The following is a 19,522-nucleotide window of genomic DNA, read 5'->3' on the forward strand; positions in this document are numbered from 1 at the left end:
GCCTCTCCGTTCGGGGTTTCATCTCGGGTCAATGCAGGCCGAACCGGGCCATCAGGTTCTGGCGATACTTCACAAACCGCGCCTCGTTGCGGTTGCGGGGGCGCGGCAGGTCGATGTCGACCAGCGCGACCTGCGCCCCCTTGTCGCCGGGAAGCACCAGGACCCGGTCGGCAAGATAGATCGCCTCTTCGAGATCGTGTGTGACCATGACCATGGTCACCTCCTCCTCGCGCCAGATGCGCGCAAGCTCTTCCTGCATGGTGATCTTGGTCATCGCGTCAAGCGCGCCCAGCGGCTCGTCCAGCAGCAGGATCTCGGGCTGAACGGTCAGCGCCCGGGCGATGCCGACGCGCTGTGCCATGCCGCCCGAGAGCTGTCGTGGAAAGGCATCCTCGAACTCCGCAAGGCCCACCAGACGGATGTAGCGCCGCGCCCGCTCGCAGGCCTGCGTGCGCGGCACGCCACGCACCTCCAGCCCGAAGGCCACGTTGCCCAGTACCGTAAGCCAGGGCAGCAGGCGCGGCTCCTGAAAGATCACGGCGCGGTCGGTGCCCACACCCAGGACGGGCGCGCCGTCGATCCGCACCTCGCCGCTGTCGGGCACGTCGAGCCCGGCGAGAATCCGCAACAGCGTCGTCTTTCCGCAGCCCGAGGGCCCGACGATCATCAGGCTTTCGCCGGGCGCGATATCGAGGCTAAGATTGCGCAGGACGGTGAGCCGCTGGCCCTTCAGCGCGAAGGACTTGGAGAGGTCACGGATCATGACCTCTCCGCGGCGGATGTCGTCGTTCAGGACGGTCATCCGCCCGCCCCCTCAGTTGGTCACCGGCGCGTCGCCGGTCACGAACAGGATGTTGCTCGCCTCGATCTGCCCGGGTTTCAGATTGCCCTCGCGCTCGAAGACATCGATCCAGAACTGGACGTCGCGCTCGACGGGCAGCCCGCCCTCACGCACGCCATGCCCGGCGAAGAACTGCGCCACTTCGGGGTTCTCGCCGCGCCGCTTGAAGATTTCGGCGAAGATTTCGCGGGTCTCCTCCAGATTCTCGCGGCCGTAGTCCAGCGCCCGGGCCGACGCCTCGACAAAGATACGCGCCGCCTCGGGGTTCGCCTCGATCCAGTCGCGCCGCAGCACGGCGAAACCGCCCGCGATATCGCCGATGATGTCGGTATCGTCGAAGATCGCCCGGATACCGCCATTCTGGCGCGCCGCCCCCTCGAACGTGGTTTGCCAGTAGCCGAAGGCCGCGACATCGACCTGTTTCGACCGCAGTACCTGTTCAAGCTGGGGGCCCGGCACCACGATCAGGTTGGCGGCGTTCTGCGGCAGGCCGTTCTGGTGCAGCGCCTCTCGCACGACGTAATCGAGATGCGCGCCCAGCGTGTTGACCGCGATGGTCTTGCCGACAAGATCCTCGATGCCCTGGATCGGGCTGTCCTCAAGGACGTAGAAGATCGACTGCGCATCGTCGTTGATGCCATTGGTCGGATAGGCCAGCACGAAATCGTTGCCGCCGCCGATGGCGTTCAGGATCGCCGAGGTCGCGGCCGAGCCGATCTCGACGCTGCCGCCGGCCAGCGCGAACAGCGACTCGGGGCCGCCGCTGACATAGCCGATCGATTCCAGCCGGATGCCGGTGCCCTCGAAATAGCCCAGCTCCTGAGCAAGTTCGTGTGCGGCCACGCCGCCATGGTTCTGGAAGTAGCGCAGCACGATCTCGTCGGAGAAGGCCGGGCTGGCGACACCGAAGGCCAGGGCCCCGGCTAGGAAGGTGCGGGAAAGGAAGGTCATGGTCGTCTCCTCTGGAAAACAGGGTCTGGATTGCGGGTGCCGAAAGGTTGCCGCTTAAGAGTTGGCGGGATCGGCCCAGCGGCACAGCCACCGCTGCAACGCGACGAGGATGGCGTTCGCGGCAAGGCCGAGCAGGGCCAGAAGCAGGATCGCGGCGAACATCTTCGGGATCTGGAAGTTGTACTGCGCGTTCATCACCTGGAACCCGAGCCCGCTGCGCGCCCCGATCATCTCGGATGCGATGAGCAGCAGGAGCGCCGTCGTCGCCGACAGCCTGAGCCCGACGAAGATCGGCGGGATCGAGGCGGGCAGCACCACGCGGCGGAATGTGGTCAACCGCCGGGCGCCAAAGGTCGCGGACATCTCGATCAGCTTGCGGTCCACCTCCTTCACGCCGCCGATCGTGGCCAGCAGCACCGGGAACAGCGTCGCCCAGAAGATCACGAAGACCTTCGAGGTTTCGCCAAGACCCAGAAGCAGGATGAACACCGGATAGAGCGCCAGCGCCGATGTCTGGCGGAAGAATTGCAGGATCGGGTCGAGCGCGCGCTCGACCACCGGAATCTGGCCCATGAACAGCCCCAGCGGGATGCCAAGGGCCGCGGCCGCCGCAAAGGCGATGCCCGAGCGTTGCAGGCTGATCGCCACGTCTTCGAGCAGCGACCCGCCAACCAGCCCGTCCCACAGCGCGGCCAGGATCCGGTCGATCGGCGGAAAGACCGCGGGATTGATCCAGCCCTGGACCGAACCCACCTGCCAGAGCGCGATGAAGCCGACAAGCACGCCGTAGCGCGTGACGAAATCCCCGGCCCGGCCCGCGACCGCGCGCAATGTCGGCGCGATGCGGTCCTCCCCCGTGCGGGCGGCACCGACCGGCCCGCTGTCTATTTCCTGGATCGTCATGGCACCCTCCTATTCAGCGGCCTCGCTGGCGGCGCGCGCGGCGGTCCAGCGGTTGACCGGATAGGGAAGCCCCAGATTCTCGCGCAGGGTGCGGCCCTCGTAGGCGGTGCGGAACAGGCCCCGGCGCTGCAATTCGGGGATCACCAGATCGACGAAATCATCCAACGCGGTCGGCAGCCAGGGCGGCAGGATGTTGAACCCGTCCGCGGCCCCGGTCTCGAACCATTCCTGAAGCGTGTCTGCCACCTGCACGGCCGAGCCCACGACCGTGTAATGGCCCCGCGCCGACGCGACCCAGCGATAGAGCTGGCGGATGGTGAAGTTGTTCTCGTCCGCGATCTGGCGGATCAGCACCTGCCGGCTCTTGAGCCCCTCGGTCGGCGGCGCGGGCGGCAGCGGCCCGTCCAGATCGTAGCCCGTCAGGTCCAGCGTGCCCCCCGTCAGCCCGTTCAGCAGCCCGATGCCGTCCTCTTCCAGGATCAGGTCGGTGAGACGGTCGTACTTCTCGCGTGCCTCCTCCTCGGTGCGACCGACGAAGGGCGAGATGCCGGGCATGATCAGCACATGGTCGGGGTTGCGGCCCAGACCCTCGGCGCGGGACTTGATGTCGGCATAGAACTCGCGCGCTGTCTCGATATGCTGATGTGCGGTAAAGATCACCTCGGCATGGGCGGCGGCAAAGGCGCGGCCATCGGCGGACTGTCCGGCCTGAACCACCACCGGATGGCCCTGCGGCGACCGCGGCACATTCAACGGCCCCTTGACCTTGAAATGCACGCCCTTGTGGTCAGCCTCGTGCAGCCTTTCGCGGTCGTAATACACGCCGGAGTCCTTGTCGCGCAGGAAGGCGTCGTCCTCGAAGCTGTCCCATAGCGCCTTGACCACCTCGACATGCTCATGGGCACGCCGGTAGCGTTCGGCATGCGGAGGCTGGGTGTCGCGGTTGAAATTCTGCGCCGTTGCGTCGCCCGTGGTGGTGACCACGTTCCAGCCCGCCCGCCCGCCTGAGATCAGGTCCAGCGAGGCAAACTTGCGCGCCGTGGTATAGGGTTCCTCGTAGGTGGTGGACGAGGTGGCGATGAAGCCCAGATGTTTCGTAAGCGGCGCCAGCGCCGAGAACAGCGTCACCGGCTCGAACCCCGCGACCTTGGCGTTGCCGCCCTCGCGCGCCCCGGCAAAACCCACCGCCAGCCCGTCGGCCAGGAAATAGGCGTCGAACAGGCCGCGCTCGGCGGTTTCGGCAAGCCGGCGGTGGAACTCGAAACTGGTCGCCCCGTCCGCGGGCTGGTCGGGATGGCGCCAGGCGGCAATGTGCTGGCCGCCGCCCGGCAGAAAAGCACCAAGTCTGATCTTGCGCGTCATTGCTGTCTCCTCTCTTGAAAAACGGATGTCGGGCGACCGGATCAGCCGGAAGCGACCGCGATCCGCCGGGTCTGCGTGCCGGTCTCGAGCCAGGGCGCGAACTGGCCGACCGCGCGCTCAAGCCGTGCGGTCAGAGGCAGGGAGCAGACCTCGGTCCCCTTGAACTCGGACACCTCCGCATAGACGCCGGTGGGCAGGGTCAATGCCTCGAAGAAGCCGAAAAGCGGGCGAAGCTGGTGCTCGATCACAAGGGCGTGGCGCCTGCCCCCGCCCGTGGCCAGCAGCAGCACCGGCTTGCCCGCCAGATCGTCCGGCTCCACAAGGTCGAAGAAATGCTTGAACAGGCCGGTATAGCTGCCCTTGTAGACCGGCGTTCCGATCACGAGGGCATCGGCCCCGATCAGATCGTCCAGAATGGCCGTCGCAGCCGGCGCAAGATCGTGACGATGGGCCGCCTGTCCCAGCGAGGGCTGAAGGTCGTTCAGATCGTACACCGCGGTGGTGACGGCAAAGCGCGCGCGGGTCGCATCGACCGCATGCTCGACAAGCCCGCGGGTCTTCGACTTCAACCCGAGGCTGCCCGATAACCCAACGAGTCTGCGTACCATGATATCCTCCGAAAAACACGACGCTTGTGGTCGTTTTTATCGGATTCTGACCGCGCCCGGTTTCCAAAGGTGGCGGCAGAAATGGACGATGCGCACTGCGGTCGCTCCGCCGAAAGCGGCAATTTTCCTCCTGCCGCGATTTCGAGAATGCACACGCTTGGCGCGAGTCGTCCGGGCCGGTCCCCGCGGCGCGGGGTGCGCGCTGTTCAGCCGTCCTCCGAGATGTGGCCACCGTAATACAGCGTGGCGACATGTTCCGCCTCGGCGAAGAACAGCCATCTCGCGCAGAGCGCCCCGGCCAGGTGCAGCCCGGTGGCCGCCAATACGGCGAAAGCCTCTGGCAAGAGCGCCAGCGCCACCGCCGGCGCCAGGCCCGACAGCCCCACCGCCGCCACCCGCAGCGTCGCCGAGCGCCCGCGACGGCTCGCCTCGATCAGCTCGCGGGTGATGTAGCTCGGGCCGGTGCGCGGCAATTCCAGGCTTCGGACCCGGCCCGCGCCGCCCAACCCGGTTGCATGGCCGGGCGTCAGACCGGATCGGGACAGCCGCCTGTCCCCGGCTAGGAACACCGCAGCCAGCAGGCCCGACAACCCCAGGCACAGCCCAACTGCAAGCATTGTGCTGTCGGCGAGCAGCGCGCCGCCGGTCAGCGCGAAGACAAGAAACAGCGCCGGCGTGGTCCAGTGATGCCAGCGCGGCACAGCGCGCAACTGGCCATAGATCATCGAGGTGCAGAACACCGCCACGGCACAGAGCCCCGCCCCGATCGCGCCGGCCAGCAGCAGGCCGGAATGCCCCGCCAGATCGGCAAGCGCGACAGGCACCATCACGGCAAGGGCGACCAGGCAGGCCCATGCCTCACGCGAAAGCCAGCTTGTCCGCCACTGTCGAAAGGCGAAGGGCGCACGCAACGGATGTGCCAGATGGAAGGTCGAGCAGACCAGCCCCAGAATCGCGAAGCCGAAACCCGCGGCCCAGCCCGCCGCGCCCGTTCCCAACCCGAGACCGTGCAGGGCCAGCGTCCCGAACCCGAAGCCAGAGAACACAGTGAACAGGATGACGGATGGCGCCGGTCGCATCAGTCCCTCGCCAGCAGCCGGTCGAACCAGTGCTCGATCCCGCCTTCAGGGACGAGCTTTGGCAGGGGCGCGTCGGTCGGCAGTGCGTCCCTGGGCCGGGGGGGCAGATATTTTGATGTGGGCTGGGTGCCGAACCCGGGCATCAGATCATATCCGCCGCGCTCGGCCACCAGGCGGCTGACGGCGCTGTCCGGATCGGTGATATCGCCGAAATGCCGCGCCCCGGTGGGACAGGCCCGGACACAGGCCGGGATACGCTCGTCCTCGCTGCGGGCGGGATCGTCGATTCGGTTGGCGCAGAGCGTGCATTTGCGCATCGTGCCGGCGACCGGGTCCAGTTCACGCGCCCCGTAGGGACAGGCCCATGCGCAAAGGCCGCAGCCCATGCAGCGCTCGGCGACGATCTCGACGATGCCATCGGCGCGCTGGCGGCTGGCCCCGGTGGGACAGACCGGAACGCAAGGCGGGTTTTCGCAATGCAGGCAGGTCCGCGGGAAATGGACGACCTGTGCCGGCCTTTCGGCGGGCGTCACCTCGTAGGAATGGACACGGTTGAGGAAGGCGCCAAAGGGAGCGGGTCCGTAGGCGTCTTCGTCGGCCAGAACCGTCCCGGGCCGGGCGGCGTGCCAGCCCTTGCAGGCGATGGAACAGGCGTGACAGCCGACACAGGCGTCAAGGTCTATGACCAGCGTGCGCTTCCCTGCCCCGCCGCTCATCTCGGCGCCCTCGGCCGGATGTCGAGGTCGACCCGCCCGAAGCCGGGCATGACCAGCTTGCGCTTGCCGATCCGCTCGATCCGCACGCGCAGGTCGAACCACGCCGCTTGCCCGGTAACGGGATCGGCGTTGGCCAGCCTTGGTCCCGCGTCGTCCCGGGGCAACAGGTCGTCCATCAGGTGGTTGAGCAGAAAGCCGCGTCGCGCCTCGGGCGCCCCTGGATCGAGGCCCCAGGCGCCGCTGCGCTTGCCGATGGCATTCCAGGTCCAGACGGTGTGTTCGTTCAGTGCCGCCATCGGCGCGGCGGGCACCTCGATCAGCCCCGAGGGCGAGGTCACCCGCGCCCAGTCGCCATCGCGAAAGCCCAGCCGGTCCCACAGGGCGGCGGGAATGAACAGCGCGTTCTGCCCGTGGATCTGCCGCAGCCAGGCATTCATCGACCCCCAGGAATGATACATCGCCATTGGCCTCTGGGTCAGCGCGTGCAGGGGAAATTCGGCGGCGCTCTCCTCTCCGAAGGGGGGCGACCAGTACGGCAGCGGGTCCATCGCCGCCAGAATGCGGGCGCGCAGATCGTCGGGCGGCTGGTGCGGCCCGTGGCCCGCGGCGGCAAGCTGGAAGCGGCGCATCGGCTCGGACCAGAGGGTGAACAGATAGGGCTGCGGGCTGTCATAGAACCCCATCTGCACTGCCCAGTCCTGATATGCCCGGTTCTAGGGCTTGAAGAAGGCGGCCTCGGCGGGGATTTCGGCTGTGAACACGCTGCCGTTCCCGACATAGCGCGCAAGCTGCCCGGGATTGGGCGCGCCTCGCCCGTGCTGGCTGCCATCGCCGCGCCATCCCGCAAGCGGGCCGATCCCCGGCCGCCGCTCGTGACGCACCAGATAATCGGCATAGTCGCGATAGGCCGGCGCGCCGTCGGCATCGACTAGACCCGGCAGGCCCAGCCGGTGGCCAAGCTCGATCAGCACCGACTGGAACGGACGCACATCGCGGTCGGGCTCGAGCACCGGCCAACGGATCGCATCGGCCGCGCAATCGGCCCGGCTGATCGGTCGGTCAAGCAGGCTGATGGCGTCGTGCCGCTCCAGATAGGTGGTGTCGGGCAGCACCAGATCGGCATAGGCGACCGTCTCCGAGGCATAGGCGTCCGAGACGATGACATGAGGAATGACATAGTCGCCCGAGGCATCGCGATCGGTCAGCATCCGCGCAACCTCGGCCGGGTTCATCGACGAGTTCCACGCCATGTTGGCCATGTAGAGGAACAGCGTGTCGATCCGGTAGGGCTGCCCGGCATGGGCGTTGCCGATCACCCGCTGCATCAGCCCATGGGCCGCAAAGGGCGCCTCCCAGCTGAAGGCACCGTCGATCCGTGCTGGGCTGCCGTCCGGCCTCAGCGCCAGATCCGCAGGCGCGCGGACAAAACCCAGATGCGGCCCGTCGAGCGGCTCTCCCGGCCTGGCGCGGAAATGCGGGACGGGATGGGCCGACAGCGGCCTGGGATAGGGCGGCTTGAACCGCAGGCTGCCCGGCGTCTCGATCGCGCCCAGCAGGATCTGCAACAGATGCAGCGACCGGGTGGTCTGGAAGCCGTTGGAATGGGCGGCGATCCCGCGCATCGCGTGAACCGCGACCGGACGGCCCACCATGCGCTCGTGCCGGACCCCGCGAAAATCGGTCCAGGGTCGTTCGATCACGATCGCCTCGTCAAAGGCCACCCGCGCCAGTTCGGCAGCCAGCGCCCGGATTCGGGCCGCCGGCACGCCAATCCTGTCGGCCACTGCCTCGGGGGCATGGGCCGGATCCAGGTATCGCTCTGCCAGCACGCGGAACACGGTGCGGTGAAGGGGCCAGTCTGCGCCAAGGTCGGGCTCCACCCCGTCGCCGTCGAAGGGGGCAAGCCGCCCGGTGCGCCGGTCCACAACCTGCGCCTTTCCGGCCTCGTCTCTCAGATAGAGTCCGCCCTGCGGTCCTGTGCCGTCGGCCAGCAGGCAGGGCGCATCCGTGAACCGTGCCAGATAGTCAAGGTCGATACGCCCCGACGCCAGCAACTCGTGCACCAGCGCAAGCACCAGAAGACCGTCTGTGCCCGGCGTCACCCCCAGCCAGTCGTCGGCCAGTGCATTGTATCCGGTACGGATCGGGTTGATCGCGACCACGCGGGCGCCGCGGGCCTTCATCGCGCCGAGCCCGATCTTGATCGGATTGCTGTCGTGATCTTCGGCCACACCGAACAGGAGCACCAGCCGCGCTCGGTCCCAGTCGGGCTGGCCGAACTCCCAGAACGATCCGCCGATGGTCTGGATGCCCGCCGCCGCAACGTTGACCGAACAGAAGCCGCCATGCGCCGCGAAATTCGGCGTGCCGAACATCTGCGCCCACCATCCGGTAAAGCTCTGCGACTGGTCGCGTCCGGTGAAGAAGGCCAGTTTCTCGGGCGCTTTCGCTCGGATCGGCGCCAGCCAGTCCACGGCCAGCGCCAGCGCCTCGTCCCAGGTAATCTCCTCGAACGCGCCCGCGCCGCGCGGCCCGACCCGGCGCAGCGGCGCCCTTAGCCGGGCGGGCGCGGTGACCTGCATGATGCCAGCCGCGCCCTTGGCGCAGATCACGCCGCGGTTGACCGGGTGATCGCGGTTGCCCTCGATATAGGTAACGCGGCCGGATCGCACGTGCACGTCGATGCCGCAACGGCAGGCGCACATGTAGCAGGTCGTCCTACGTATCCCGCCGTCTGCGTCACCCTCATCAGCAGCGTAAGGCATTCTTGGTTCACGAGGCGCCATTTGGAAAACACGACTTTAAAGATCGTGAAACTCATACAATATCGGATCGGGCAGCGGAATTCCAAATTGCCGCCGCTTATGGGAACAGTCTTCTACAGCGCCGGGGGGGGAAACCGGCAGAATGCGCGATTTGCCCACTCTGGGAGCCGTGTCTTCTGGCTGGCCCGGCTCTGTCCGCGCCTCTCAGCGTCCGATCCTCCGCGGAGGTGCCGGGACACCGTCCACGGTGGCAAGCCGTGTTTCATTGCCCCGCTCGAGGACGGGCCGCGTCGTGATGGTGGCGCCGATACCCTCCGGGTCGAAGGTCCGCAGGATCGCCGCAACAAGGCGCCGCGCGCCGCGCGCACCGGCATGGCCCTCGGACAAGGTTCCCAGCGCCGATGGCGGGAACACCTCGACAAAGGGCAGGCGAAGCTGCTCGGCAAGGTCGCGCTCGGCCGAGCCTCCGATCACAACATCCGCCTCGCTGGCACGGACCGCCTCGGCGATCGCGGCGGCATCCGACAGGAACCGTACCCGGTCCAGCCCGGCCGAAAGCGGACCGAAGCTCTGTTCGGGCGGATCGTCGGTGACGAGGATGGCGGCCGACGACCAGCCAAGGACGTCACCAAGGAACCGCGCGACAGGTCCGGCAACCAGGCTTCCGCCTGCCAGCGCAAACCGCCGCCGCCCGATCCCGACCAGCGACTCGAGGCTTTCGTTCAGGACGAAATCCTCCAGCCGTTGTTCGACGTCGAGAAACTTCTGCCCCGCCTCGTCGATGGGACGACCGAGCACCTCGGACAGAAGATCCAGAACCTGACGCACGGCATCCGCACCGACCGGCAGCCCCGCCGCCTGAACGACAGGAATGCCGAACCTCTCGGACAGCGTGCGCGCGGGGCCCAGCCCCCAAGGCGACAGCACAAGGCTGGCCTCGGCACTGGGCAGCGCCTGAAGGCTTTCGAAACCGCCGGACGGGCCGATCAGGGGGTTGACCTTCAGCCCCACCCCTGCGAGCAGGCGCTCGATTTCTTCCAGATTGCCCAGCCAGCCGGGATCGACCCGCGGCACGATGCCGAACAGGTTGACCAGCCCGGCCTCGGTGCCGCGGCGCCGGGGATCAAGCTTCCCGACCCAGTTGGCCAGCGCCGTCATGAAACTCTCGGCGCCGTGCCGCGCCGTGCCATGGAATCCTGCCGTTGCTATGTCGATCACAGCCTCCCCCTGTGTTGTCACTTCCTTCACCATTGCCGTCACATCGTCGCCGATCATCTCTGTCGGGCAACCCGTCAGGACGGTCAGAAGTCTGCCGGGCACGACGGCAAGCGTGTTCTTGATCTGCTCGCGCAGCCGCGAGGTGCCGCCGAAGACGACATGCCGCTCTGCCAGGTTGGTGCTGGGCAGGGGCGGCAGCGCAGCCGGAGCGGTCGTCGCCCGGCCCGGTCCGCGCAGCGACAGCCCGGCGCGCAGGGCGCAGCCGGGGGTGGAATGGACCAGCGGCACGACGCCGTCGATGGCAAGGGCGGTCAGGATGGCGCCGTGCAGCGCGCAGCCGCCAGCGGGGCCGATCAGGGCGCGCGACATCTATTTCACCTCGCGTTTGACATGCCAGTCCGGGCTGCGGCGCAGCCATCCCGGCGAATAGGGCGACTGCCGCCCGCGCGCGGCCCGCAGGGCAAGTGTGCTGCCTGCCAGCGCATCGCGAACCAGATCGTCCAGCCGCTCGACCGCTCCGGGCCCGATCAGACGCTCGGGCACAACCGCCGCGGCCGGAATCCCCAGGCGCAGGGCATGGGCCCCGGCAGCGGGATCGCCCAGCACCAGGTCGGGCGCCAGGCGGCGCAGCAGGTTCTCGTGCTCGAAGCCCTGCGCCGCACCGACATGGATCTGCGCGGCGGCCCGGCGCGCGGCCAGTCCGGCCAGCGCGCCGGCGTGACGTCGGTCGATATGGGGCACCGAGAGCAGAACCACCTCGCCGCCCAGATCCTCGACCAGTTGCGCCAACGCAAGCGCCCAGCCCGGGGCCAGCGCGATCGCGATGCGGCGGCCGGCAAGGGCCTCGGCGCCCGTCCGCGCCGGCGTCAGCGGGATCACCGGGGTTGTCCCGGCGATGTCCGCCAGGGTCTGGTAGAGCGCTGCGGTCGCGGCATGGCCCACGGGCAAGGCAACCGGAAGTTGCGGGACACCCCGCCGGTCCTCGAGCGCGGCAGCGAGCGGTTCCAGCGTGTCGGGATCGAGCACCAAGCTTGCCGCGGCCGTTGCCGCCCGGGCAAGATCGGCCACCGTGCCCGTCTCGGACAGGAGGTTCACCTTCCAGCCCTGAGCCTCTATCCCGGAAACCAGATCGTCGACTTCCGGGCTTGCGGCCGGAACCAGCAGGTTGAGCAACCCCAGATCGCCCGCGGCATCCTCCGGGTTGGCCAGATGAACAAGCGCGAGCGCCGCGGCATCCGCCCCGGTCGCAGCAATGCGCGACGTCAGCGCGTTGGTCTGCACCCAGACAACTGGCTTGCCCAGTTCCTCGCACAGGTCGCCGACGGTCGCCTGGATGTCGTCGTTATTGATCGCCACCACCGGCGTTCCCAGAACCGCGATGGCTGCGGGCCGAGCCGTTGCGTCAAGACGGCGGACTGTCTCGGCCAGCGCCTCGCCAGAGCCAAGCACCGTGTCCTGCTGATCGAGGTCGGTCACCGCCAGCCGAGCAGGACCGTGCACCGGCACGGCCGCACAGCCCCGCGGCCCATGCACGACAAGCCCCAGATCGCGGAAACGGCCGAGCAACTCCAGCGCCACGCTCAGATCGTCGGGCTCGGCCTCGGAGAAGGTCCGGATGCGCGGCGGCGGCGGTTCGTCCCGCGCATATTCGGCGGCAAGGCTCGCGACATCGCCGATGAACGCGCCCACCGCATCAAGGCGCGTCTCCCGGGGCTGGATGCGGTTGCGCCGCCGGGCCATCAGCGCTGCCCCTGCGCCGCGACCACGACCGTCTCGGCGCCGAAGATCCGATCGCCCCAGCCACGCGCCCAGTCCTTGAGGTCCGGACCGTTCAGCGGCTTTGGAAGCTGTCCTTCGTGATCCGCCACCACGCGGCGCGCCAGATGACGGTAGATTTCGGCCTGCTCGGAATAGGGCACCGCCTCGATCACCGTCTGGCCGTAAAGTTCGCTCTGGGCGACTTCGGTCGAGCGTGGCACGTAGCCCACGACCTCGGTGCCGGTGCGATCGGCGAAATCGTCGATCAGTGCGCGGGCGTGCGGCAACTGCAGGCTGTTTGCGATGATCCCGCCCAGCCGCCCCCCCCCCGAGGGCGCATATTTGTCGATCGCCTTGAACAGGTTGTTCGCCGCGAAGATCGCCATGAAATCCGACGAGGTGACGACATAGGCCGTCTCGGCGATACCCTCGCGGATCGGCACCGCGAACCCGCCGCAGACCACGTCGCCCAACACGTCGTACAGCACATAATCGGGCTCGAACTCCTCGAACACCTCAAGCCGCTCCAGAAGATCGACCGCGGCCGAGATGCCCCGCCCCGCGCAGCCCACCCCCGGGACCGGCCCGCCCGCCTCGATGCAGAGCACGCCGCCAAAGCCCAAGGCCGATATGTCCGCAAGCCGCGGGCGCGTGCGACCACGCAGCGAATCCAGAACGGTCGGCAATTCGGCGCCGCCGCGCAGGATGGTGGTGGAATCGCTCTTGGGGTCGCAACCGATCTGGATCACGCGATGCCCGGCTTCGGCCAGCGCGGCGCTGATGTTCGATGTGGTCGTCGACTTTCCGATGCCACCCTTGCCGTAGATCGCAATGTGTTTGGCCCGTGGACGGTCCTTGGCGCTCATGCTTCACCTGTCATTGATGGTGGCTTTGCGCGGCGGCCCCTTCCCCCGGGGACCGCCGCGCCCTGGCTCACTCGGCCGCGCTCAACGCCAGCTCGCCGAATACCGGCAGCGTCTCGGCCTCGATCCGCCAGATGTCGTGCTGGAGCGAGTCGACCGAGGCATTCGAGTCGTAGAGATTGGCCCAGGTGAACCCGGCCCGCTTCCAGATCACGGCAATGTGGTGGGCAAGGTCGAGATACCAGCCGGGTTCGGGCGCCCGATGGCCTTCGAGGTCGGATCCAGGGTTCGGGCACCAGACTGAGGCGGTCCCGACCGCGCCCTTGTCGGCAAGATACTGGATGCCGGTCAGAAGGCTCTTCTTGGGCTCGATCCCCGCCACGAAATTCGACCGCACATTGCCATGGCCGAACACGCCCACCGCATACTCGATGGCCCGCAGCCAGTGGTCCCAGCCGCCGGAGTCGCGCGCCTTGCCGGGGCAGATGGCATTGTAGATGCCCTTGTCCCAGAATTCGAGGTTGAGCCCGGCGGTGCGATAGCCCGCCTCGCGGAACCGATCGAGGTTGCGCAGATCGAGCGGCGCCGCGACGACGGCGGTACCGTTGAAATCCTCGACCCCCGAATGGCGCTGGATTGATTCCGCAACGTCAAGGTAATATTCCAGCTCGCGGCGCTCGGGGATCACGCCGCCGGTGATGTTGACGTGGTCGACAAGGCCCTGGCGATGGACCTCGGCATAGGTCTCGCCGATCTGCCTTGCGGTCTTCCAGAAGATTCCCGACTTCTCGCCATAGGTATCCTTGGTGAAGTTGATGTTGCAGAACAGGCAGTCCTCGCCCTTGTCCTTGTAGGAACATTCGTTGGAATAGGCGACGAAGAACTGCCGGTCAGACCCCAGCGAACCGATCGTGGCCATTGACGCCCCGTCCGAGGTCTTGAGCCCGTAATAGCCCGGGCGCTCGGGAAAATGCGCTTCGGCCAGTTCTTCGTCGCGCTTCACGACGATGGTTCGGTCCCCGTCCAACTCGATCCGGTGACGCGACTCCCGGTTCCACCGGAACGGCACGACCAGCCCGAGCGGCAGCCGGAAATAGGCCGGCATCTCGCCGTCATGCACCTCGAAATCCATCTCGAAGAGCGTGTGCACCTGCTCCTGCGTCCTGACCCCGGGCGCAAGGTATTCCAGCGCCTCGTGGGTGATGTCGACGCCATCCGTCATCAACTCCGCCTTCAGCGCCAGCTCCTTCCAGAGCCGGTCCTTCAGCCCGATCTGCGTGTCCGGCATGTCCTGTCTCCTCAAACCTTTCCGGGGCAATGCGCCGCCGACGGATCGCGCGGCCCGAATTCTGCCGACACCACAAGGCACCCCGCACCGGCCCGAGCGGGGCGGGATGTGGTCGTCGAACGACTTGCGCGGCACGGCAGCCATGAGAAGGGAAGCGCCATCTGAGAACCTCTTTCGCTTGAACCGGAGTTCCGGAATACGGGCCTGATAAACATCAGAATACCCATCGTGATTTAGAGGTTACATGTTGCGGCGCCGGGCTCCATTCCAAGTTTTCGGCGCGCACAGTGGTTTTGTGCTGATTTCCGCGCCCCCCGGAGAAGGCGAGCCCGGACTGGCCGGAACACGCATTCCGGTTCCCGGGCCGCCCGACCTCATGCGACGGTTGTCCCGCGGCGATCGGTCGGGGGCTGCGGCTCGGACGCATCGCAGCCCTTGTCAGGCGGCCGGTTGCTCCGCGGCAAGCCGACGGGCTTCCTCGCGCAAGACTGCCTTCTGGATCTTGCCCGTCGCGGTCTTGGGCAACTCGCGGAACACGATCCTGCGCGGGGCCTTGAAATGCGCCAGATGATCCCGCGCCCAGGCAATCAGTTCCCGCTCCGTCGGCGCGGGTGCCTCCGGGCGCAGTGTCACGAAGGCGGCAGGAGATTCGCCCCAGAACGGATGCGGCTCGGCCACCACCGCCGCCTCGAGCACGGCGGCATGGCGCGACAGCACCTCCTCGATCTCGAGCGAGCTTATGTTCTCCCCGCCCGAGATGATGATGTCCTTGGCGCGATCCTTGACCTCGACATAGCCGTCGGGATGCAGCACGCCCAGATCGCCGGTTCGCAACCAGCCATCCGCCAGCGCCTCGGCCGTTGCCTCCGGGTTCTTCAGATAGCCCAGCATCACCGTGTTGCCGCGAAAGGCGATCTCGCCCAGCGTGCGGCCATTGGCCGGAACGGGCAGACCGCTGCCCGGATCGAGCACCGTCACATCCTCGACCACGACCAGCGGCACCCCCTGCCGCGCGCGGACCGCCGCCAGTTCCGCCGCGGGCAGTCCGGCCCAGAACGCCTGCGGGGCGCAGACCGTCGTGGGGCCATAACTTTCGGTCATCCCGTACATGTGGATGACCTCGAAGCCGCGCGCCGCCGCAGCGCCCAGCACCGCCGAGGTGGGCGCCGCGCCACCGGTGCCGATCACGACCCTCCGGCTGTCCGGTCCCCGCTCCGGCACCCCCCCATGCACGTTCAGCATCATCGTCAGCACCACCGGCGCGGCGCAGACATGCGTGATCGCCTCTTTCTCGATCCGGTTCAGGATCGCCACCGGATCGACCCGCAGCAAGCAGACCTGCGTCGTGCCGGCAGCGGCCGACGCCCAGATTCCGCTCCAGCCATTGCAGTGAAAGGCCGGCAGCGTCCACAGATACCGGCTTTCATGCGCCAGACCCAGCACCGTCATGTTCGCCAGCGCCGCCAAATAGGCGCCGCGGTGATGCAGCACCACGCCCTTGGGGTTGCCCGTGGTGCCGCTCGTGTAGTTGACAGCGATCGGATCCCATTCGGACCCGGGCAGCCGCCAGGGCGCGGGGGCGGCCGCGGCCAGCGCCGCCTCGTAGCTGGCCGCTCCCGGCAGGGCCGCGGGCGGCGGGCCTTCGCCCGCCAGCAGCACCGTCGGTGGTCGGTCCAAGCTGGCCAGTGCCTCGGCCGCAAGCGGCGCGAGGCTCTCGTGGACCAGCAGCACCTTCGCCTCGCTATGCGCAAGGATGAAGGCCAGCCCCGGCCCGTCCAGTCGCGTGTTGAGCGGGTTCAGCACCGCCCCCGCCAGCGGCACTCCGAAATGCGCCTCCAGGATTACCGGCACGTTCGGCGCCAGCACCGCCACCACGTCGCCCGGCTCGACCGAAAGCGCGGCAAGTGCCCCCGCCAGACGTCGGCACCGATCCGCGTATTCGGCCCAGGTGAAGCGCCGCTCACCGTCGATCACCGCCACCTGACCTGGCCAGATCCGCGCCGCCCGGCGCAGGAAGGACACCGGCGATAGCGGCACATCCGTTGCCGCCGTGGGCGACAGACCTGTCCAGCGATCCTGTGCAAAGGGCATTGCCGCGCTCTCCTTACCAGGTCGGCAGGATGGTGCCGTCGAACCGCTCGGCGATGAACTCCTTCACCTCGGGCGAACGGTACAGCTCGATGAACGATTTCAGCCGCGCATCCTCGGCATTGTCGGGGCGGGTGGCCCAGACCAGGTGCCAGCGGCTGTGCTCGTCCTCCAGGATCAGGGCCTTCTTGGGGTCGAGCCCGGCCAGAACCGCATAGTTCAGCGTGATGACCGCGGCATCCACATCGGGCAGCGAGATCGGCAGTTGCGCGGCATCGAGCTCGACGAAGCGCAGCTTCTTCGGGTTCTCGGCAATGTCGATCACCGTCGCCGAAATGTCCGCCCCATCCCGCAGCCGGATCACGCCCGCCTTTTCCAGGAGGAACAGCGCCCGCGCCGCGTTGCTCGGATCGTTCGGGATCGCGATCTGGCCGCCCTCGGGCAGGTCGGCAAGCGAGGCCAGGCGCGCCGAATACACCCCGGTCGGCACCACGATCGAGGCTGGGCCCGCAACGATGTCGTAGCCGCGCGCGTTGATCTGGTTCTGCAGATAGGGGATGTGCTGGAAGTTGTTGGCGTCAAGCTCGCCGCGCGCCAGCGCGTCGTTGATCAGCGGCCAGTCGGTGAACTCGATGATCTCGGCCTCGATCCCCCTGGCGGAGGCCAGCTCGGCAGTGTAGCGCAGGATGTCGCCATAGGGTCCGGCCGAGACGCCGATCTTGAGCGGGTTTTCGGCCCAGGCGGGCGCGATTGCGCCAAGTCCCAGCGCGGCGCTCAGGCCCAGGACCGCGATCAGGTTGCGGCGAGTCGTGTTCATCTGTCTTCCTCGTTCTTCAGAGTGTTGCTTTCGCCAGCGGCGCAACCGGTGCAGCCGTTGCGGCGGCGGTCCGGGCGGGAGCCGCCAAACCGGCGCCGACAATAGGCGCGGAGGGCGTCAAGCCGAATTCCAAACACGACTGCCCTGATGGAGATTTCTGCTCCGAACAGGGGGGCGTCAGGGGAAAATCCGTTCGGCAAGCGCAAATTCTGCGACCTTTCGACCGGGCAGGGCGGTGCGGCGGGCGGGCCGGACCGTCGGCCGGCGGCACGACTCGCCGCGCGCCGAGGCCGGACCGGCGGGGGCGGCGCGGGAATGCTTTTCTCCCCGCAACGCCCTGCGGAGACTGGAACCGCCGAAATCCGCCGGTCTTTGGATTGGTCAGGAAACGGCCCGGCGACTATCAAGACGGCTCTGGGAAACTGACATGAAAACTGAAGGTTGCCGCATGTTCCGTCGATCGTCCGCCCCGCGCCCCGTTGCCGGAGACCACCCATGAGCCTGTTGCGCGTCGTCCCCGATCTGCCCGACACTCCGGCCGCCCCGGCGCCCGATGCCGCCCCCGCCGTCGCGTTCGAGCACGTCTCCAAGGCCTATCCGGCCCGCCGCGGCCATGCGCCGGTTCCCGCGCTGCGCGATGTCAGCCTGACCGTGCCGCAGGGCTCGATCACCGGGGTGATCGGACCGTCCGGCGCGGGAAAGTCCACCTTGATCCGGCTGGTCAACGGGCTGGAACATGCAAGCTCGGGCACGGTTCGGCTGTTCGGCCGCGATGTCGGCGGGTTGTCCGAATCCGGCTGGCGGCGCGAGCGGCGCTCGATCGGGATGATCTTTCAGCATTTCAACCTTCTGTCCTCGCGCACGGCGTTCCAGAACGTGGCGCTGCCCCTGGCGATTGCCGGCGAGCCGACGGACCGGATCAAGGCGCGCGTGGACAGGTTGCTCGATCTGGTCGGAATCTCCGACAAGCGCGACCGCTATCCGGCCGAACTTTCGGGCGGGCAGAAACAGCGCGTCGGCATCGCACGGGCGCTGGCGAACGATCCGCGCATCCTGCTCTGCGACGAGGCGACCTCGGCGCTCGATCCCGAAACCACGCTGTCGATCCTGCGCCTGCTGCGCCAGGTCAACGCCGAACTCGGGGTCACCATCCTGCTGATCACCCACGAGATTCCCGTCATCAAGGAAGTCTGCGACCAGGTGGCGGTGCTCGAGGCCGGGCAGATCGTCGAGACCGGGTCGGTGTTCGAGGTCTTCACCCGCCCTGCCACGGCCATTGCCGCCCGGTTCGCGGTGGCCGCCACCGGGGTGGACCTGCCGCCGGACCTGGAGGCGCGCAGGCTCGCCCCCGGGCAGACCGGCGGGCGCATCGTGGTCAGGATCACGCTGGCCGGGCAGACCGGCGTCGCGCTGGCCCGGCTGGCCGCCTTTGGCCCCGCCTGCGAGATCGTCTCGGCGCGGATCGACAGCATTGCAGGGCGGCCCTTCGGCGTGGTGCTGGCGCTGCTCGATCCCGCGACCCTGCCGCTGACCCGCCTGCGCGCCGCCCTGCCCGATCCGCGCTTCGCCATCGAGGAGGTCGCCCATGTCGCCTGAACTGATCCGCCTCATCGTCGAGGCCACCCGTGACACCCTTTACATGGTCGCCATATCCGGCCTGATCGGCGCGGCCGCCGGCATACCGCTGGGGGTGTTTCTGGCCAACTCCAAGCGGGGCGAACTGTTCGCGGCGCCCTGGCTGAACGCCGTCCTCGGCGTCATCGTCAATGCCACCCGCTCGACGCCCTTCATCATCCTGGTGGTGGCCATCGTGCCGCTGACCCGCGCGATCGCCGGCACCTCGATCGGCACCACGGCGGCCATCGTGCCGCTGTCCATTGCCGCCGCGCCCTTCATCGCCCGCATTGTCGAGGGCGCGGTGCGCGAGGTCGATCACGGCCTGATCGAGGCCGCCCGCGCGATGGGCGCCACGCCCTTGCAGATCGTGACCCGCGTGCTGGTGCCCGAGGCGCTGCCGGGCATCGTGCTCGGCCTGACCCTGGCGCTGGTCAGCCTGCTCAGCTACTCGGCCATGGTCGGTGCGGTGGGCGGCGGCGGTCTCGGCGATCTGGGGATCCGCTACGGCTATCAGCGCTTCATGCCCGAGGTGATGGCCGTGGTGGTGCTCGTGCTGGTGCTGCTTGTGCAGGCCACGCAAACCGCCGGCGAACGGCTGGCCATCCACCTCAACAAGCGCATACGCCGGCAGTGACCGGCAGTGTTTCC

The 19,522-nt window shown here is 68.0% G+C and carries 15 protein-coding genes and 1 pseudogene; 2 read left to right on the forward strand and 14 right to left on the reverse strand.

Translation table 11 applies throughout. The features are described from left to right. Positions 1–28: 28 nt before the first annotated feature. The 14 genes and pseudogenes from GH815_RS10345 to GH815_RS10410 all read right to left on the reverse strand — a co-directional run bounded on the left by GH815_RS10345 (position 29) and on the right by GH815_RS10410 (position 17,257). A complete protein-coding gene (locus GH815_RS10345; RefSeq protein ID WP_153748698.1) occupies positions 29–802 on the reverse strand; it encodes an ABC transporter ATP-binding protein in 774 nt (257 codons plus the stop codon). Between the two features lie 12 nt (positions 803–814). After that, on the reverse strand, positions 815–1,792 hold the full coding sequence (locus GH815_RS10350; protein ID WP_153748699.1) for an ABC transporter substrate-binding protein: 978 nt from the start codon (positions 1,790–1,792) through the stop codon (positions 815–817). A gap of 54 nt (positions 1,793–1,846) precedes the next feature. Further along, a complete protein-coding gene (locus tag GH815_RS10355; protein WP_153748700.1) occupies positions 1,847–2,695 on the reverse strand; it encodes an ABC transporter permease in 849 nt (282 codons plus the stop codon). Between the two features lie 9 nt (positions 2,696–2,704). After that, on the reverse strand, positions 2,705–4,057 hold the full coding sequence (locus tag GH815_RS10360; protein WP_153748701.1) for an LLM class flavin-dependent oxidoreductase: 1,353 nt from the start codon (positions 4,055–4,057) through the stop codon (positions 2,705–2,707). 41 nt (positions 4,058–4,098) lie between these two features. Beyond that, positions 4,099–4,665, reverse strand: a complete 567-nt coding sequence (msuE, locus tag GH815_RS10365) for an FMN reductase (RefSeq protein WP_153748702.1) — start codon at positions 4,663–4,665, stop codon at positions 4,099–4,101. Between the two features lie 206 nt (positions 4,666–4,871). Continuing rightward, positions 4,872–5,744, reverse strand: coding sequence for a dimethyl sulfoxide reductase anchor subunit family protein (locus GH815_RS10370; protein WP_153748703.1), 873 nt, complete (start codon positions 5,742–5,744; stop codon positions 4,872–4,874). After that, on the reverse strand, positions 5,744–6,460 hold the full coding sequence (locus GH815_RS10375; protein WP_153748704.1) for a 4Fe-4S dicluster domain-containing protein: 717 nt from the start codon (positions 6,458–6,460) through the stop codon (positions 5,744–5,746). The genes GH815_RS10370 and GH815_RS10375 overlap by 1 nt, the downstream gene beginning before the upstream one ends. Beyond that, positions 6,457–9,246, reverse strand: a pseudogene (locus GH815_RS10380) (molybdopterin-dependent oxidoreductase). Before GH815_RS10380 ends, GH815_RS10375 begins: the two are co-directional and overlap by 4 nt. Before the next feature lie 183 nt (positions 9,247–9,429). Beyond that, complete coding sequence (locus tag GH815_RS10385) at positions 9,430–10,812, reverse strand: nitrogenase component 1 (RefSeq protein ID WP_153748705.1); 1,383 nt, start codon at positions 10,810–10,812, stop codon at positions 9,430–9,432. After that, a complete protein-coding gene (locus tag GH815_RS10390) occupies positions 10,813–12,183 on the reverse strand; it encodes a nitrogenase component 1 (RefSeq protein ID WP_153748706.1) in 1,371 nt (456 codons plus the stop codon). It abuts the gene before it with no gap. Beyond that, complete coding sequence (locus tag GH815_RS10395; protein WP_153748707.1) at positions 12,183–13,067, reverse strand: nucleotide-binding protein; 885 nt, start codon at positions 13,065–13,067, stop codon at positions 12,183–12,185. The genes GH815_RS10390 and GH815_RS10395 overlap by 1 nt, the downstream gene beginning before the upstream one ends. A gap of 67 nt (positions 13,068–13,134) precedes the next feature. Then, positions 13,135–14,352, reverse strand: coding sequence for a radical SAM protein (locus GH815_RS10400; RefSeq protein WP_153748708.1), 1,218 nt, complete (start codon positions 14,350–14,352; stop codon positions 13,135–13,137). Between the two features lie 438 nt (positions 14,353–14,790). Further along, positions 14,791–16,443: an AMP-binding protein gene (locus GH815_RS10405; RefSeq protein ID WP_153748709.1), complete on the reverse strand. Its 1,653-nt coding sequence runs from the start codon at positions 16,441–16,443 to the stop codon at positions 14,791–14,793. Positions 16,444–16,456: 13 nt separating this feature from the next. Further along, complete coding sequence (locus tag GH815_RS10410; protein WP_153748710.1) at positions 16,457–17,257, reverse strand: MetQ/NlpA family ABC transporter substrate-binding protein; 801 nt, start codon at positions 17,255–17,257, stop codon at positions 16,457–16,459. Positions 17,258–17,752: 495 nt separating this feature from the next. On the opposite strand from GH815_RS10410, the gene GH815_RS10415 reads away from it, so the two are divergent. Continuing rightward, entirely contained in the window at positions 17,753–18,853 is a 1,101-nt protein-coding gene (locus GH815_RS10415; RefSeq protein ID WP_153748711.1) for a methionine ABC transporter ATP-binding protein, read from the forward strand. Continuing rightward, a complete protein-coding gene (locus GH815_RS10420; RefSeq protein ID WP_153748712.1) occupies positions 18,843–19,508 on the forward strand; it encodes a methionine ABC transporter permease in 666 nt (221 codons plus the stop codon). The genes GH815_RS10415 and GH815_RS10420 overlap by 11 nt, the downstream gene beginning before the upstream one ends. Positions 19,509–19,522: the final 14 nt, after the last annotated feature.

Origin of the sequence: Rhodovulum strictum, from assembly GCF_009649175.1 — a bacterium.
In the GTDB taxonomy this organism is placed as follows: domain Bacteria; phylum Pseudomonadota; class Alphaproteobacteria; order Rhodobacterales; family Rhodobacteraceae; genus Rhodovulum; species Rhodovulum strictum.

Excerpts from the sequence above, each read along its gene's own strand:
- GH815_RS10345 (WP_153748698.1), bottom strand. The coding sequence starts at position 802 with ATGACCGTCCTGAACGACGACATCCGCCGCGGAGAGGTCATGATCCGT.
- GH815_RS10350 (WP_153748699.1), bottom strand. The coding sequence starts at position 1,792 with ATGACCTTCCTTTCCCGCACCTTCCTAGCCGGGGCCCTGGCCTTCGGT.
- GH815_RS10355 (WP_153748700.1), bottom strand. The coding sequence starts at position 2,695 with ATGACGATCCAGGAAATAGACAGCGGGCCGGTCGGTGCCGCCCGCACG.
- GH815_RS10360 (WP_153748701.1), bottom strand. The coding sequence starts at position 4,057 with ATGACGCGCAAGATCAGACTTGGTGCTTTTCTGCCGGGCGGCGGCCAG.
- msuE (WP_153748702.1), bottom strand. The coding sequence starts at position 4,665 with ATGGTACGCAGACTCGTTGGGTTATCGGGCAGCCTCGGGTTGAAGTCG.
- GH815_RS10370 (WP_153748703.1), bottom strand. The coding sequence starts at position 5,744 with ATGCGACCGGCGCCATCCGTCATCCTGTTCACTGTGTTCTCTGGCTTC.
- GH815_RS10375 (WP_153748704.1), bottom strand. The coding sequence starts at position 6,460 with ATGAGCGGCGGGGCAGGGAAGCGCACGCTGGTCATAGACCTTGACGCC.
- GH815_RS10385 (WP_153748705.1), bottom strand. The coding sequence starts at position 10,812 with ATGTCGCGCGCCCTGATCGGCCCCGCTGGCGGCTGCGCGCTGCACGGC.
- GH815_RS10390 (WP_153748706.1), bottom strand. The coding sequence starts at position 12,183 with ATGGCCCGGCGGCGCAACCGCATCCAGCCCCGGGAGACGCGCCTTGAT.
- GH815_RS10395 (WP_153748707.1), bottom strand. The coding sequence starts at position 13,067 with ATGAGCGCCAAGGACCGTCCACGGGCCAAACACATTGCGATCTACGGC.
- GH815_RS10400 (WP_153748708.1), bottom strand. The coding sequence starts at position 14,352 with ATGCCGGACACGCAGATCGGGCTGAAGGACCGGCTCTGGAAGGAGCTG.
- GH815_RS10405 (WP_153748709.1), bottom strand. The coding sequence starts at position 16,443 with ATGCCCTTTGCACAGGATCGCTGGACAGGTCTGTCGCCCACGGCGGCA.
- GH815_RS10410 (WP_153748710.1), bottom strand. The coding sequence starts at position 17,257 with ATGAACACGACTCGCCGCAACCTGATCGCGGTCCTGGGCCTGAGCGCC.
- GH815_RS10415 (WP_153748711.1), top strand. The coding sequence starts at position 17,753 with ATGAGCCTGTTGCGCGTCGTCCCCGATCTGCCCGACACTCCGGCCGCC.
- GH815_RS10420 (WP_153748712.1), top strand. The coding sequence starts at position 18,843 with ATGTCGCCTGAACTGATCCGCCTCATCGTCGAGGCCACCCGTGACACC.